This is a genomic window from Verruconatronum alginivorum, from assembly GCF_056590205.1.
In genome coordinates this window covers 5,529,303-5,544,495 of record NZ_JBWPVQ010000001.1, presented here as the reverse complement: position 1 = coordinate 5,544,495, position 15,193 = coordinate 5,529,303, and the positions used below count along the sequence as shown (strand labels likewise).

Below are 15,193 nucleotides of genomic sequence, written 5' to 3'. Positions count from 1 at the left end.
TACCATCCAGAATATTGCTTTTTGCCACATTCACAACCGGGAGCGTCCTTTTGGACGACCCGGGTGGTCAAGGGTAAGATGGGCTCAACTCTCCTGTTCGATCCGCAAGCCTTCATTGTCGCAACGTAAAGGACGAATATGGAACGGGATCTCATCGGTTGAGAAAACGTCTCCCATCGCCCGCGCGACCTGGTCGGATCGGTCTTCCCGGCAAACGCACAAAATGCTCGATCCGCTTCCGCTGAGCCATCCGGTGTAAGCGCCTGCGGCGATCCCGGCGGCGATCGACGATTCGGCCGCCGGAATATGTGGAAGGCGGTAAGGCTGGTGCACAAAATCGGTCACCGCGCCCCGGAGTTTTTCGTAATCCCCCGTGGCGAAAACCGAAACCAAAAACGCGAGACTGTTGAGGCTCTTCACCACATCGGGAAATGGAAGCGAAGCAGGCAGCGAGCGGCGGGATTCGCGGGTGGCGATCTCCAGGTCGGGGGAAAGCACCACGAAGACCAAATCCGCCGGGACTTTGAACCGCACCGAATCGACGTAGCGACCGGTCGCCGGATCGGTTCGGGCAACGCAAAACCCGCCCAATACGGCCGCGACGGCGTTGTCGGGATGCCCCTCCAATTCGCTGACGATCTCCACAATCTCTCCCTTCGACAAAGGGGAGGATCCGCAAGCCGCATTCAAGGCGCCGATCACTCCGGCCCGCACGGTCACGCTGGACCCGAGGCCGCGGGCGAGCGGAACTTCTCCTTGAATGTCGAACGAGAAACCGAAACGGGCCAAACCGGTCGTGTCGAAAAAAGCGGCCGCCACTTCGGCGATCATAGCCTCTTCACGGGCCTGAACCCGATGATTGCTGCCAGCGTAGGAAATCCCCTCGCCTTCCTGCTTCCGCACCGTGACTTCGTTGTAGAGATCAAATGCCAGGCCGAGGGTGTCGAAACCGGGGCCGCAGTTGGAGGTGCTGGCCGGCACGCGGGCACGAAAAACGGAATGGGACATAGGAGAGTGTTGAAGGGAGGATTCCCGGGAACCGGAAGATGCGATCGCCATATTGGTTGTTCGAAATGAGTTGAGGTGGGAGACAATCAGCAGCCGGGATCATCCGCGCCGCTGCGCGCTTTTCAAGGCCCTCTGCATCTCCTGTTCGTGGGCCTTCTTTTTCAAATCCTCCCGCTTGTCGTAGAGCTTTTTGCTCCGGCAGAGGCCTATCTCCACTTTGACCAAACCTTGTTTAAAAAAGATCCGGAGAGGAACGATGGCCAACCCGCCCGCCTGGACCTCCGCGGTAATTTTGGCGATCTCCCGCCGATGGAGCAGAAGCTTGCGCGGACGGTAGGGATTGTGATTGTGGATGTTACCGAAGGCATACTCGCTGATATGCACGTGGTAAAGGAAGATCTCGCCCTTGTCGACCCGACCAAAAGCCTCGTTGATTTGAGCCCGGCCGGCCCGGATCGATTTCACCTCGGTGCCGGTCAAAACGATTCCGGCCTCGAATCGGTCGTCGACGAAAAAATCGCGGAAGACCTTGGAATTGCGGACCTCCTTCAGACGGGCGGAACTGTCTTTTTTCGCGGCCACCGTTCAATCAGAGCGACTTGCCCGTGACACTTCCGCCGACATCCCCATCGGATGTCACTCCTTCGCCAAATCGTAGGTGATCTTCCCCTCGATGATCTCGCGGAGAGCGATGTCTTCCGGAGAAAGCTTCTCCAGCGACTCCACCAGCGGGCGATGCGTGGTCTTCAGCTGTTTGACACGACGCGAAACCACGTTGACCAAAATGTTGGCATCGGGAATGACCTCCCGGGCGGACTGTAAGTAATCTTCTCTCAAGGGTTAATCTCTCCTGTTGATTTCGGTGAAGGAAATAACGTAGAGTAAGCCTTCCCTCCGTCAAGCAGTTATTACGGAATAAAAAGGTCCGAAATGGCGTCCCGTTCGTCCGCTTTCCGCGGCCGACCCCACTCAATCGCTCAGTGTCGCAGGTTGTGCAGCCAATGCCCGCCGTGCTGCCGATACAGGTCGAATCCGTCGTCGCCCAGCAACTCCCGAACCTCCGCTTCCGTCGCCGCGGCCAACTCTTTGCGGGCGGCGTCGCGCTCTTCCCGCGGCAAATCCCGTCCGGCCGCCGTCTGACGTTCCCCTTCGAACCGCTCTTTAATGGCAAACACTTCGTCGACAGTTTCGCGGGGAAGATCGAGACGCCGGGTCACATTGACCAACTGACCGTAACTCCAATCCTGGGTTCGCTCGAAAATCCGGAATCGGTCCTCGCCCAAAAGTTCCCGCAATTGTTCGTTCTGCCGCTCTCGAACTTCCGCGGCGGCCCGGCGCTCCTCCTCCGTCTGATACCCGGGCTGCTGCCCCTCCCGGCGAACAGCGAAAATGGTTCGAAATTCCTCCTCGGTCGGCTCCATGTGCTGCAATTGATGCCGAAGCCCCATGGCGACCGGAGAGCGACGCACCTCGTATTCGAACAATTCCTCCGCCGTAAGCAGGGCCTCCAAATCCCGACGGCGCTCCTCGTCGAGCATCGCCATCGCCTTTCGATCTTCCGGCAACAAAATCCCGCCGGTCCCCTGCTGGATTTTATGTTGCATCATCTGGTAGTCCTGCTGGATCAAGGCCGCCGCCCGCGCCTTGTCCCGGGGAATCGGCACCGCGCCGCCTCCAAACCATCCATTGGGATCGAATCCAAGGATCTCTTCCACGACCTCTCCCATCCGATGCTGGATTTCCACCATTTTCCGCTGTTCCTCCCAATCGAGATCCATCATCGCCGGTTGTTGCCAATATTCGGCGTTCCCTTGGAAATTCTGCGATTGCAGCAGGAGTTGTCGCATCACGTATCCCAAGGCGAAACTCTCCGCCTGTTCCCGCGGCCATCCGGCGGCCACCAGAGCGGCGATCTGGTCCTCGTGCCGCATCTCCCCCAAATCCGACACTTCCCCACGCTTTTTGCGGGAAGCCGTGGTCAAAGGCTCGATCAACTCGGCGTCCCAGGGCGAATCCGCTGGCGCGGGAGCCTTCTCCGCCACCCCCTCGCCGTTCTCGATGAGCGCCTCTGGCCGCAGCGCCTCCTCGGGCGCGCGCGATTCCGGCAGGGGCTTGACGATTAAAATGGCGACGGTGAGAACCAGGGCCGCGTTCACACCAAGGGAAAGGGGAAGAATCGATTTCATGGCAGGAATGGTCGATCGAAAAGCATTTCACGAAAACGGTTATTCGATATGCCGTCAACCTTGGAGATCTTTTCCTTGTACGGCCGACCGGCCTCGTCATTTGCCATCCGCCCCCGAGTGGGGTTATCATAGATCCAGGAAGGTATTTTCATATTCAACCACGGAGGAAAAAATGATTGGAACATCGACCAAAACGGCGGCCTGCGGAAAATGCGTTTACTGGAACGCCGAAAGCAATTCCGAAGGCGAATGCCGTCGCCACGCGCCGCAAACCCTCGTCTTCCAGGTCGACGAGAAAACGGAGTTCCGTTCCACCTTTCCCGCGACGAAAGCGGAAGACTGGTGCGGTGACTTCGAGCCGAAATAGCCCGGCACTCCCAAACAGGGCTCTTTGATCTGGCCAATTAACTCCCCGCAGTCGAGCGTCTTCCCTGTTGGAGTTCCGGCTTCAACCGGTTTTAGATCAAGGGTGGGGACTGGCTGAAGCCCAAGCGCTTCGCGCGAAAACGCCGTTAAGGCTTTCTTCCGGCGTTTTTGTTTGCATTTCGAACGGAACCTCGCAGCTTATTGAGACTCAATCTTAATAAGATGCTTCGAGGAGATATCATTCAGGTGCAGGCGGAGGCGGCGTTGAAACGGATCGCCGGGGCTTGCAGGAGTTCGATCGACGATGTCCTGGACATCCTCTCCCATCTGCCGCAGCGGACCAAGCCGGGCAGTTGTATGATCTGCTTTTTTAGCCTCTACCGCAAGCTGCCTTCCCATTGCCAAGCCGACCTTCAACGGGTCAAGGCGTGGCTCGAGCGGGAGATCGAGGTGGTGGCGACCGATTCCGCCTCGAACATCGTCGAGTCCTTTCCCTGTCGAATCGCGGAGCAGGAGCGCGAAATCGAAGAGTTTTGCCGCCGGGTCATGGAGGAAACCCGCTCGCAATTGAAGCCGGGCACCGATCCTCTGCGCCTGCAATTCCGCTTTTCCCCACGCAAGACTGAAGAAGTCGCCGTCTGACGTCGGCCTTTACGCCGACCGATTTCGGCAATGCGTCGTTAACGACCAAGTCTCGAATTCTTGACACTTCACCGAAGTCGCGTGCATGCTCCGAGTTACGTTTGACTACTCCCGTGATAGCCGCCGCACTCGAAACCAAATCCATTTTACCGATTCTCGTCGGAACCCTCGGCTGGCTCGCCTTGTTGGCTACCGCTTCCCGCTTCAGCAGACTTCCCCCTTCCCGACGTTCCTGGGTGAACCTCATCTCCCTGGTCGCCGGGCCGGTCGGATGGTCGATCCATTTCGCCTCTTACCGTAGTTTTCGAAAACGGGCCGCGTTGGCGGGAATTCCTGGCACTGCGGGCGTGCATGAAGATCTTGCCGCTCCCTCGTCGGAAACGGGCGTCCCTAACGGAGCTTCAGCCAAATGGTACCTTCGCTGGCTGCCCCGCAAAGATCCAAACGACCTTCGCACGGACAGTCGGCTTTTCAACGCCCTGATCAAAAAGGCGGTCGAACAGGAAGCGACCGATATTCACCTCGAACCTCACGAGGACCACCACCTGGCCCGGATGCGGGTCAACGGAATCCTCCGCGACTTCCGTTCATACCCGAGGGAAACCGGCGAACGCCTTGTCTCGATCGCCAAAGTGCGGGCCGCTCTCGACGTGGCCGACAAACTTAAACCCCAGGATGGTCGATTCGAATGGCGCAGCCCGGCGGGAAATCTGAAACTCGATGTTCGCGTCTCGGTCTCCCCTTCCCTCCGCGGCGAGAAAATTGCCCTCCGCTTCCTCAACCGTCCGGCTTCTTCGATGGATATGGCTTCCCTCGGGATGAACGAGGCCATGCAAAAGGCGCTGAACCGTGCGATGCGACACCCCGAAGGCTTCATCCTGATCGCCGGCCCGACCGGTTCCGGCAAAACTTCCACCGCCTACAGTATCCTGACCCGCTTGGCCGGGCCATCGGTCAATATCATGACCATCGAGGATCCGGTCGAATACACCCTCCCTTACGCGACTCAGATCGCAATCAACCCGAAAACCGGGATCACCTTCCAATCCGGCCTCACCACCCTTTTGCGCCAGGACACCGACATCATTCTGGTTGGGGAAATGCGGGAGCCCGAATCATTCCGCAACGGCATGCGGGCCAGTTTGAGCGGCCACTTGGTCATCAGCACCATGCACGCCCGCGATACCATCCAGGTCTTCGCCAACTTGCGTAACCTCGGTCTCGAAACATCGAGCCTCGCCGCGGCCCTCAAAATGGTAATTTCCCAGCGTCTGGTCCGACTCTTGTGCTCCGACTGCAAAGTCCAGGACGAGGAACTCGACGAAGAAACCTGGGAATTCCTTGGGGCGGACGCCCAGCACATTCCTGTGTATCAACCGGGCCCCGGATGCGACACTTGCTTTCGGTCCGGCTTCGTCGGTCGGACCGGGGTCTTCGAATACATGACCATGGATAATACGGTGAAGGAATGGCTGGAGCGCGAAGGCCACGAATCCGATCTACGCCGCGCATTGGAGGAGAAAGGGGTGCGAACCATGCGCGACGATGCCCGCGAGAAAGTCTTTGCCGGCCTTGTCTGGGCCCAGGACGCGATCCGCGCGACGGGAACCACCACGCCATGAACCCGACGATCGGCCTCATTCTCATGTGCACGTTCCTGGCCGGCTCGGTCTGGATCGCCATTTTACAAGCGGTCAACGACGGGTTCTTTCGTTCGCTCTGGACCACCCTCGTCCTCTTCTTCGCCTATCAGTTCACCAGGCAGGAATGGGGATCGATCGTCGAATTCCTGACCAATAACGGCATGTCCGAAGTGCAGGCGATTTCCACCGGGTATTGGATCGCCTACATCGCGATTCTGGCCCCGGGAATGTTGGCGCTGAAATTCCTCAGCAATCCGACTGTTCCGTTTCCCACCGAATTGGAGAAATACGGTTCGATGGTCCTTGGCGCCTGCCTTGGTATCCTGATTTTCGCCACGGTCATCCAATGGTTGATCCACATCGGACCACTCCGGGAGACTTTCGGGCCCTCGCTCCGGATTTTTCGTCCGATCTTCGATGTGATCGGCTACCGGAGTGCGTCGTTTTAACCGCGGTCAGGCCCGTGAACGGACCGGCTTCTTTCGCACGAAAAAACCGGCCGCCATGCCCAACAGAAACACAAAGGGCAAAAGAATGATCCCCGGGACCTGCGATCTCCAGAAGAGCAACTCCACAGGCAGCGGGTGCCGGTTCTGAACCGCGATCACCAGGATGATCACCCCCAACACCACGCCACCCCAGAGGCGAAGCTTTTTCTGCGTCGACATCGCCGGTTTCTGTTTCACGGCCGGTTTTTCCACTTTCTCGTTGTTATCGTCTATTTCCATCGGGAAGTCGTTTGACCTAATCTAACCACAGGATCGCTCCCAGGTAAACCCGGTATTTCGAACCGCCCACGATGGGAACGGAAAACGGGAACGGATCTTTCTTTCCGTTCCCCTCCATCCGCGCGCCTCAATCCAACGTATGGACGACCAACCCGCTCCGCAGCTTCGGTTCGAACCAGGTGGTCTTCGGCGGCATGATATTGCCGGTGTCGGCGATTGTCATCAATTCCCCCATGGCCACCGGAAATAGGGCGAACGCCACTTTCATCTCTCCGCTGTCGACCCGGCGACTCAACTCCTTCAACCCCCGGATTCCGCCGACGAAATCGATCCGTTTGTCGGTTCGCAGGTCGCGGATGCCGAGAATGTCATCGAGCACGTGCTTCGACAAAATCGTCACGTCGAGCGCGCCGATCGGGTCGTTTTCGTCGTAAGTCTCGGCATGGGCGGTCAATCGAAACCACTTTCCTTCGAGATACATTCCGAACACTCGCTGCGCCTCCGGCTTGCACGGTTCCGCGCCGACTTCTTCGACGTCGAATTTCGCCCGCAACCGGTCGACGAAGGCGGCAGGCTCCAAACCGTTCAAATCCTTCACCACCCGATTATAATCGATGATGGTAAGCTGGTCGTCGGGAAAGAGGACCGCCATGAAGAGATTGTATTCCTCGTCGCCGGTGTGACCGGGATTGTTCTTCTTCTTTTCCTCCCCGACCAAGGCGGCGGCGGCGGTCCGGTGATGCCCGTCGGCCACGTAGAAGCAGGGAACCTTCTCAAACAACGCCTCGAGTTTCCCGATGGTCTCGTCCTCTTCGATCACCCAGAAGCGATGGCCGAATCCGTCGTCGGCCACGAAATCGTAAATCGGCGCCGCACGGGTGACATCGGCGACGATCCGGTCGATTTCCTCGACCGCACGGTAGGTGAAAAAGACTGGTTCGGCGTTGGCGTTCAATACCCGGACGTGTTTCATCCGGTCCTCCTCCTTGTCCTTGCGGGTCAATTCATGTTTCTTGATCACCTCTTTCAGGTAATCCTCGACCCCGGCGCACCCAACGACCCCATATTGGATCTTCTCGCCCCAGGTTTGCGCATAGACGTAAAAGTTCCGTTTCGCATCCTGCTTCAGGAATCCTTTTTCAATGAATTTCTGAAAGTTCGCCCGGGCCTTGTCGTAAACGACTTCCGAATACAAATCCGTTTCAGGGGGCAACTCGATCTCCGGTTTCACCACCCGCAGGAAACTGTGGGGATTCTCGCCGGCCTCTTCCCGGGCTTCCTCGGAGTTGAGCACGTCATACGGACGCGACGCGAGTTCCTTGACAATCTTGGCGGGCGGACGATACCCCCGGAACGGTTTGAATGTAGCCATAAATCAATTACGTATCGGTTCGAAACTTTCACGGCCTGCTTCGGCCGCAAAGCGCGCATTCATCTCATGATCAACCCACTGCGGCAAGGCAAAAAGTCAGCCACGCTAGCCGTTACCAACGCTCTTACATCTGGCCGATACCCTCCCTCGGTGGAGCGTCTGCCTTCACTTCTGGGCCAGTTTTTCCCGGAGAATCTTGTCGACGACCTGGGGATTCGCTTTCCCGCGGCTGGCCTTCATCACCTGCCCCTTGAGGAAATTGACTGCGTTTTCCTTTCCGGCGAGGAAATCCTCCACCGACTTCGGGTTGTTGGCGATCGCTTCGTCACAGAAGCCTTCCAATTCCCCGGTGTCGGTCGATTGCTTCAAGCCTTTTTCCTCCACGATCACCGCCGGCTCTTTGCCGGAAGCGAACATTTCGATGAAGACTTCCTTGGCGACATTGCTGGAAATGGTCCCCTCTTCGATCAATTTCACCAATCCGGCGATGTGGGCCGGACGCACCTTCGACTCCGCGAGCGCCTGACCGGCGGCCGAGAGCTCGCGCAACAGGTCGTTGACGATCCAGTTGGCGACCGCCTGGGGACTCCGGTGGGCCTGAACCGCCTCCTCGAAATAGTCGCAAAGCAAACGGTCCGGAACCAACACCGAGGTGATGGTATAAGGCAACTTGAATTCTTCGAAATAGCGGCGCTGCTTTTCGAAGGGCCGCTCCGGTAGCGTTTCACGGATGGATTCGAGCCAGGCGTCGTCTACTTCGACCGGCATTAAATCGGGATCGGGAAAATACCGGTAGTCGTGAGCCATCTCCTTGCTCCGCATCGAAGTGGTGATGTTCGACTCCGCGCTCCAACGCCGAGTTTCCTGAATGATCGGCTCCCCTTTTTCCGCGGCGCGGACCTGGCGTTTGATCTCGTAATCGATCCCATTGCGGACTCCACTGAAGCTGTTCAGGTTTTTCAACTCGACCTTCACCCCCAACTCCTTCTGCCCTTTCGGCCGAATGCTGATGTTAGCGTCGCAACGGAGTTGGCCCTTCTCCATGTCACAGTCGGAGATGCCACCGTAGATCATGAGTTGCTTCAGGGCGGTCAGGAAAGCGAACGCTTCCTCCGATGAGTGCATCACCGGTTCGGTGACGATCTCCATCAACGGAGTCCCGGCCCGGTTGTAATCGACCAAGCTATCGGTCTCGAAGTGATTCAGCTTTCCGACGTCCTCTTCGAGGTGAATCCGGGTCAACTCCACCCAACCGTGCTCGCCCATCACATTGCGGGCGGAACCGGGCAATTCGATCTCGACTTTGCCCCCGACGCAGATCGGTTTGTCGTATTGGGTGATCTGATAATTCTTCGGGTTGTCCGGGTAAAAATAGTTTTTCCGATCCCATTTGCAGAAGCGGGCGATATCGCAATTGAGCAACAACCCGGCCCGGATGATCTGATCGATCGCCCGCTTGTTCATCACCGGGAGCGTCCCCGGCAACCCCATCACGACCGCGTCGGTCAAGGTATTGGGATCTTCCCCGAACCCGGTCGCCACCCGGGTGAACATCTTCGAGTTCGTTTTGATCTGAACGTGAATTTCAAGACCGATGACAACTTCGTATTTCATGAAAAAATTTTTAAACCACTAATAAACACTAATGGACACTAATCCACGAACGGCTTTCCCATCCCACCTCATTCGTGTTGATTCGTGTCCATTCGTGGTTGAGTTCTTCCTCAGAGGACCGGGTGGCGGGTGTGAAAATCGTGGGCTTGTTCGTAGTGATGGGCGATCGCCAGCAACTCGGCTTCCTCGTAGGGTTTACCGAGGATTTGGAGGCCGATCGGCAGGTTGTTCGACGTGAAACCGCACGGCACCGAAATACCCGGGATCCCGGCCAGATTCGCGCTGATGGTGAAAATATCGCTCAGATACATCTGAAGCGGATCGGCGGTGCGCTCCCCTTTCTTGAACGCCGGCACCGGCGAGGTCGGAGTCAGGATCGCATCGACTTTCTTATACGCTTCCATGAAGTCGTTGCGGATCAAAGTCCGGACTTTTTGCGCCCGCAGATAATACGCGTCGTAATATCCGCTGCTCAAAACATACGTACCCAAAATAATACGACGTTTGACCTCCTGTCCGAATCCTTCCGCCCGGCTCTTGAAATAGAGATCAATGGCGTCGTTCGATTCCGCCGACCGATGGGTGTAGCGCACCCCGTCGTAACGGGCGAGATTCGACGACGCTTCGGCGGTGGCGATGATGTAATAGACCGCCACCGCGTATTCGGTGTGGGGCAACGAAATATCGACCGTCTCGCAGCCTTGCGACCGGTAATAATCGATCGCCTTTTCCACCGCCGCCCGCACTTCCGGATCGAGTCCTTCGCCGAAATATTCCTTCGGAATCCCGAGTTTCCACGGCCCCTTCTTCTCACTCAGAGCCTTCCGATAATCGGGAATCTCCACCTTGAACGAGGTCGAATCCCGCGGATCGTGACCGGCAATCGCCTGCAGCAAAATCGCCGCGTCCTCCACGGAATGGGCGAACGGCCCGATCTGGTCGAGCGAGGAGGCGAACGCGACCAAGCCGTAACGGGAAACCAACCCGTAGGTCGGTTTCATCCCGACCGTGCCGCACAAAGCCGCCGGCTGGCGGATCGAGCCGCCGGTGTCGCTGCCAAGCGTGCAAATCGCTTCCCCGGCCGCCACCGCCGCCGCGCTTCCGCCACTGCTCCCCCCCGGGATCCGTTCGAGATCCCACGGATTGGCCGTGGTCTGGACGGCCGAATTCTCGGTGGAGGATCCCATGGCGAATTCGTCCAGGTTCAACCGTCCCCAGATCACCGCTCCGGCCGCTTTCAGTTTTTCGATCACGGTGGCGTCGTAAGGAGAAACGAATTTCTCCAGCATCTTGCTCGAGCAAGTGAGCGGCTGGCCGGTCACCGCGAGAACGTCCTTGATGCCGACCGGAATCCCGTCGAGCGGTCCCCGGGCCAAGCCGTTCTTGCGCCGTTCATCCGACGCTTCGGCTTGGGCCAAGGCATCCTTGATGTCGAAACTGACGAACGCCTTCACCCGGAGATCGACCTCCTTGGTCCGGTCGATCACAAATTGAGTCAACTCGGTCGAGGTCGTTTCCCCCCGCTCCAGCATGCCACTCAACTCCGCGACGGTTTTATAATATAACGGATTACTCATCGTTCAAATTGCGAAGTCCGAATTCCAAATTGCGAATGCCAGAGCCAACTTCCGACTACCGAATTCGAATCCAACTTCCCCTCATTAAAAATCCAAAAAGCAAAACTCCCCATTCGTCATTCGAACTCCGTCATTCGTCATTCGTAATTCGTCATTCGCACTTTTTCTATTCCACCACCTTCGGCACCACCACCATGTTCTGGCGCGAGTCCGGAGCATTCTTCAAGGCGACCTCCACCGGAAACCCGGCGGCGGCGGTGTCTTCTTGCCAGACGTTGCTCAACGGAAAGGCGTGGGCCATCGGTTCGACGTTCGAAACGTCGACCGTATTCAATTTCTCGATATAGGTCAAAACGTCGTCGAGTTGTCCGGCGAAGAGCTTTTTCTCTTCATCGGTGAGCGCGATCCGGGCGAGGTTCGCCACATAGTCGATGTCGATCGTGTGTGGTTTGGACATAAGGAAAATCAGCGAATGGTGAATTCGGTTTCGTCGGCGATCCGTTGTTGGATCGTGTTGAAGACGGTGTTGACTTCGTCGTCGGTCAGCGTGCGGTCGGCGGCCCGAAAGACCAGCGAGAAGGCGAGGCTCTTCTTCCCTTCCGGCAGACCTTTACCTTTATACAGATCGAACGGTTCCACCGCCTCCACCGCGAACGTATCCGGAGTGACATCACGGGCGATTTTGAGCAACTCGCGCCGGACGATCCCGCCGGGAGTTTCCTTCGGCACCAGCAACGCAAGGTCGCGTTCGGCCGCCGGGAAGAGACTGAACGGCTTGAACGCTTGAACCTTCCGCTCCTTCGGCAAAATCGCAGGAGCGAATTCGAGGATCCCGGCGACCACCGTTCCTTCGATGTCGTATGCCTTCAACAGCTTCGGACTGATCAATCCCATCCGGGCCTCGTATCCTTGCCCGGCGAAATGCCCCGCCACCGCGGAATGGCCTTCCTGCCAGGCGCTGTTGCTCAGGCGCATCGGCGCGAATTCGTCGGGCGAAAATGAGATACCGGCCATCCGGGCGAGAATTTCGATGTGCTTCTTCGCCACATAAAAGTCCGGTTTTTCCCGGTCCAACCAGACCCGTTTCTTGTCGTCCACCAAGATGACAAACGAGACGGCGTTAAGCTCGGTTACTTTTCCGTCAGAGTCGCGGAAGGTGCGGCCGCATTCGAAAAAACGGCCGGCCCCGGTCTTGCGGGCCTGATTCAACCGAAGGTTGTCCAGCAACCCCGGGATCAACGACCAACGAAGATGGGTCTGATCGCTGCTGAGCGGATTGGCCAACTTCATACTGTCGGCCCCGGCCTGGGAATACCAGGTGACCAACTCTTCGCCCGAGCGAAGGGTGTAGTTGACGCACTCCGAAAAATGCTGTCCGACCAGGTAGCTCGAAGCCTGCTGGTTGAAACGGAAAACCGGATGATCTTCGGCAACGATGCCGACCGACTGGACCGGCGCCGCTGGAATCTTGTCGGTGCCGTTGATCCGGATAACTTCTTCCACCAGATCGATCGGGGCTTCCAAATCGGCCCGGAAGCCGGGCAGTTCGACCGTCCAATGCACTTCGCCGTCGTCGTCGGTGTGACGGTGATGCTGGAGTTCGAGCGCGCTGAAAATCTCTTCCACCCGGTCGCTCGGAATCGAGAACCCGCACTTTTCGTCGATGAAACGGCGGGTGATCTTGATCTCGTCACGCATCGCCGGCTCCGCCCCGGCTTCCATCCGGTTTCCGACCAACTTCCCGCCCGCAAGTTTCAAAATCAGATCGGCCGCCCGCTGCGCCGCGAAGACGAGATTCAACGGATCGACTCCGCGCTCGAAACGATAGGAACTGTCGGTCGAGAGACCCAATTTCCGGGAGGTCCAACGGACCGTCGAAGGATCGAAAAAGGCCGATTCCAAAACGATGTCAGTGGTGGTTTCATCGACTTCGGCGTCGACGCTTCCCATCACTCCGGCCACCACCAACGGTTTCGCCTCATCGGCGATCACCATCATCCGCGGCGACAACACCCGCTCCTTGTCGTCCAGCGTGACGATCTTTTCGCCATGGTTGGCATGCCGGACCACCAGGCGCCGTCCGCCGATCTTGGCTAGGTCGAAGGCGTGCAACGGTTGTCCCAACTCCAAGAGGACGTAGTTGGTGATGTCGACCACGTTGTTGATCGGACGAAGCCCGACCGACTCCAACGCCCGCTGCATCCAATCGGGACTCGGGCCAACCTTCACTCCGGAAATCAAATGCGCCGTATAGTGCGGGCATCCTTCCTCCGCCTCGATCGAAATCGATTGCAGCATCGTCTCCGGCCGTCCCTCCGCCGAATCGGAGAAATTGTATTCAAGTTCCGGATAGCGCAAGTCGAGCCCGAAATAGGCCGCCAACTCCCGGGCGATCCCGAGATGGCTCAGGCAGTCCGGACGGTTGGGGGTGACTTCCACGTCGAACACGGTGTCCCGGTAAGGGAAGACGTCGTTGATCGGAGTCCCCAATTCCGGTCGGTCGGCGAGAATCAACAGTCCCTCCGCGTCCTTGGTCACCCCGAGCTCCACTCCGCTGCACATCATTCCCTCGGAACGTTCGCCGCGCAGCTTGGATGCCTTGATCTTGAAATCGCCCGGCAGGACGGCCCCCGGCAGGGCCACCGGCACGCGGTCGCCTACTTGGTAATTCTGCGCGCCGCAGACGATCTGTTTTTCCGTCCCCGCCGTATCCACTTTCACGCGACAGACGCTCAAGCGGTCGGCGTTCGGATGCTGCTCGCGGGTCAGGACTTCGCCGACGACAACGTTGTGCAACTCCGGCATCCCGGTTTCAACCACATCCTCCACCTCGAACCCGATCAGGGTCAGCGCTTCTTCGACCTCGGCATTGCTGCGGTCGAGATCGATGTAGTTCCTAAGCCATTGATAACTTACTTTCATCAGGAAAATTGCTTCAGAAAGCGGTGGTCGTTTTGATAGAAATAACGGATGTCGTCCACCCCGTGCAAAATCATGGCGATCCGCTCGATCCCCATGCCGAACGCGAATCCGGAGTAAACTTCCGGATCATACCCGACCGCCTCGAAGACCGACGGATGGACCATCCCGCAACCGGCGATCTCAATCCATTTGCTCCCGACTTTGGCCAAATGGGCCGCCGAGAAATCGACTTCGAAACTTGGTTCGGTGTAAGGGAAAAAGTGCGGACGGAACCGCGTCTTGGCTTCGCTTCCCAAGAGCGCCTTCATGAAGTAGTCCAGCAACGCCTTCAGGTCCTTCACCGAGACGTTCTTGTCGACATACAACCCCTCTACCTGGTGGAAGTTGGCGCTGTGGGTCGCGTCGGCGGTGTCGCGCCGGAAGCAACGTCCCGGCGAAATGATCCGCACCGGCGGCTCCTGCTGGAGCATCGTCCGGATCTGCACCGACGAGGTGTGAGTGCGGAGCAGGTAACGCTCCCGGTCCTTCCGCGACACGTTGGTGAAATTCGCCTCGTCCGGGAAATAATAGGTGTCCTGCAAATCACGGGCCGGGTGATCGGAGGGCGTGTTCAAGGCGTCGAAACAGTAATACTCCGTTTCGACTTCCGGTCCCTCGGCGACGGTGAAACCGACCTGACGGAAGATCCGGCAGATCTCGTCGCAGACCTGGGTCAGCGGATGCAACGCCCCGGGGCCGCTATCGGGACTCGGCAGCGTAATATCGACCGGTGGTCCGAGCCGGGCCTGCATTTCACGATCGGAAATGGCAGCCAAGGTCGATTCGAACAACCGTTCGAGTTCCCGTTTGACCTCGTTGATCCGGCGGCCGATGAGCGGCTTTTGATCCGCCGGAAGTTTCCCGATTCCCTTCATGGCACCGGTAAGGGCGCCGCTCGGCCCGACATACCGGGCCTTGAAGGCTTCGAATTCCGCCCGGGACTGGACCGTCTTCACCTCCAGGCCGGCCTTTTCCAGGATTTCTTGCAAGATTTCTTCCATCGTGATCTTTATTCGCTCCCGCTGATCGATTCCGTTTGTTGTAAAGGACCTTTGTAACCGACCTGCCTCCCGGGGATCAAGTTCTCTTCTGAACT

15 protein-coding genes are annotated in these 15,193 nt (G+C 58.0%); 4 read left to right on the top strand and 11 right to left on the bottom strand.

The features are described 5' to 3' along the window. Positions 1–84: 84 nt before the first annotated feature. From thrB to ACWUI2_RS20430, 4 genes are all read right to left on the bottom strand, one after another. Complete coding sequence (gene thrB / locus ACWUI2_RS20445; protein WP_486984698.1) at positions 85–1,008, bottom strand: homoserine kinase; 924 nt, start codon at positions 1,006–1,008, stop codon at positions 85–87. 99 nt (positions 1,009–1,107) lie between these two features. Continuing rightward, on the bottom strand, positions 1,108–1,590 hold the full coding sequence (gene smpB, locus ACWUI2_RS20440) for an SsrA-binding protein SmpB (RefSeq protein ID WP_486984697.1): 483 nt from the start codon (positions 1,588–1,590) through the stop codon (positions 1,108–1,110). A 54-nt stretch (positions 1,591–1,644) separates the two neighbouring features. After that, complete coding sequence (locus ACWUI2_RS20435; protein ID WP_486984696.1) at positions 1,645–1,845, bottom strand: DNA-directed RNA polymerase subunit omega; 201 nt, start codon at positions 1,843–1,845, stop codon at positions 1,645–1,647. 140 nt (positions 1,846–1,985) lie between these two features. After that, positions 1,986–3,194, bottom strand: a complete 1,209-nt coding sequence (locus tag ACWUI2_RS20430; RefSeq protein ID WP_486984695.1) for a hypothetical protein — start codon at positions 3,192–3,194, stop codon at positions 1,986–1,988. A 172-nt stretch (positions 3,195–3,366) separates the two neighbouring features. Here ACWUI2_RS20430 and ACWUI2_RS20425 point away from each other — a divergent pair, with 172 nt between their 5' ends. From ACWUI2_RS20425 to ACWUI2_RS20410, 4 genes are all read left to right on the top strand, one after another. Next, entirely contained in the window at positions 3,367–3,561 is a 195-nt protein-coding gene (locus ACWUI2_RS20425; protein WP_486984694.1) for a hypothetical protein, read from the top strand. A gap of 221 nt (positions 3,562–3,782) precedes the next feature. Beyond that, positions 3,783–4,202 (top strand): hypothetical protein, encoded by a 420-nt coding sequence (locus ACWUI2_RS20420; protein ID WP_486984693.1) that lies wholly within the window; start codon positions 3,783–3,785, stop codon positions 4,200–4,202. A gap of 101 nt (positions 4,203–4,303) precedes the next feature. After that, positions 4,304–5,824, top strand: a complete 1,521-nt coding sequence (locus tag ACWUI2_RS20415; RefSeq protein ID WP_486984692.1) for a GspE/PulE family protein — start codon at positions 4,304–4,306, stop codon at positions 5,822–5,824. Beyond that, positions 5,821–6,294: a hypothetical protein gene (locus tag ACWUI2_RS20410; RefSeq protein ID WP_486984691.1), complete on the top strand. Its 474-nt coding sequence runs from the start codon at positions 5,821–5,823 to the stop codon at positions 6,292–6,294. The genes ACWUI2_RS20415 and ACWUI2_RS20410 overlap by 4 nt, the downstream gene beginning before the upstream one ends. Before the next feature lie 6 nt (positions 6,295–6,300). On the opposite strand, the gene ACWUI2_RS20405 is transcribed toward ACWUI2_RS20410, so the two are convergent. The 7 genes from ACWUI2_RS20405 to pheS form a co-directional block, all read right to left on the bottom strand. Further along, the gene (locus tag ACWUI2_RS20405) at positions 6,301–6,573 is read right to left on the bottom strand and encodes a LapA family protein (RefSeq protein WP_486984690.1); all 273 of its coding nucleotides are present in this window, start codon (positions 6,571–6,573) and stop codon (positions 6,301–6,303) included. Positions 6,574–6,700: 127 nt separating this feature from the next. Further along, on the bottom strand, positions 6,701–7,945 hold the full coding sequence (locus ACWUI2_RS20400) for a DUF1015 domain-containing protein (RefSeq protein ID WP_486984689.1): 1,245 nt from the start codon (positions 7,943–7,945) through the stop codon (positions 6,701–6,703). Between the two features lie 165 nt (positions 7,946–8,110). Then, positions 8,111–9,559 (bottom strand): Asp-tRNA(Asn)/Glu-tRNA(Gln) amidotransferase subunit GatB, encoded by a 1,449-nt coding sequence (gene gatB, locus ACWUI2_RS20395; protein ID WP_486984688.1) that lies wholly within the window; start codon positions 9,557–9,559, stop codon positions 8,111–8,113. Positions 9,560–9,669: 110 nt separating this feature from the next. After that, positions 9,670–11,136, bottom strand: a complete 1,467-nt coding sequence (gene gatA / locus ACWUI2_RS20390; protein ID WP_486984687.1) for an Asp-tRNA(Asn)/Glu-tRNA(Gln) amidotransferase subunit GatA — start codon at positions 11,134–11,136, stop codon at positions 9,670–9,672. 166 nt (positions 11,137–11,302) lie between these two features. Continuing rightward, the gene (gene gatC / locus ACWUI2_RS20385; RefSeq protein ID WP_486984686.1) at positions 11,303–11,593 is read right to left on the bottom strand and encodes an Asp-tRNA(Asn)/Glu-tRNA(Gln) amidotransferase subunit GatC; all 291 of its coding nucleotides are present in this window, start codon (positions 11,591–11,593) and stop codon (positions 11,303–11,305) included. A gap of 8 nt (positions 11,594–11,601) precedes the next feature. Continuing rightward, positions 11,602–14,058, bottom strand: a complete 2,457-nt coding sequence (gene pheT, locus ACWUI2_RS20380; protein WP_486984685.1) for a phenylalanine--tRNA ligase subunit beta — start codon at positions 14,056–14,058, stop codon at positions 11,602–11,604. Then, complete coding sequence (gene pheS, locus ACWUI2_RS20375) at positions 14,058–15,098, bottom strand: phenylalanine--tRNA ligase subunit alpha (protein WP_486984684.1); 1,041 nt, start codon at positions 15,096–15,098, stop codon at positions 14,058–14,060. The genes pheT and pheS overlap by 1 nt, the downstream gene beginning before the upstream one ends. Positions 15,099–15,193 lie beyond the last annotated feature (95 nt).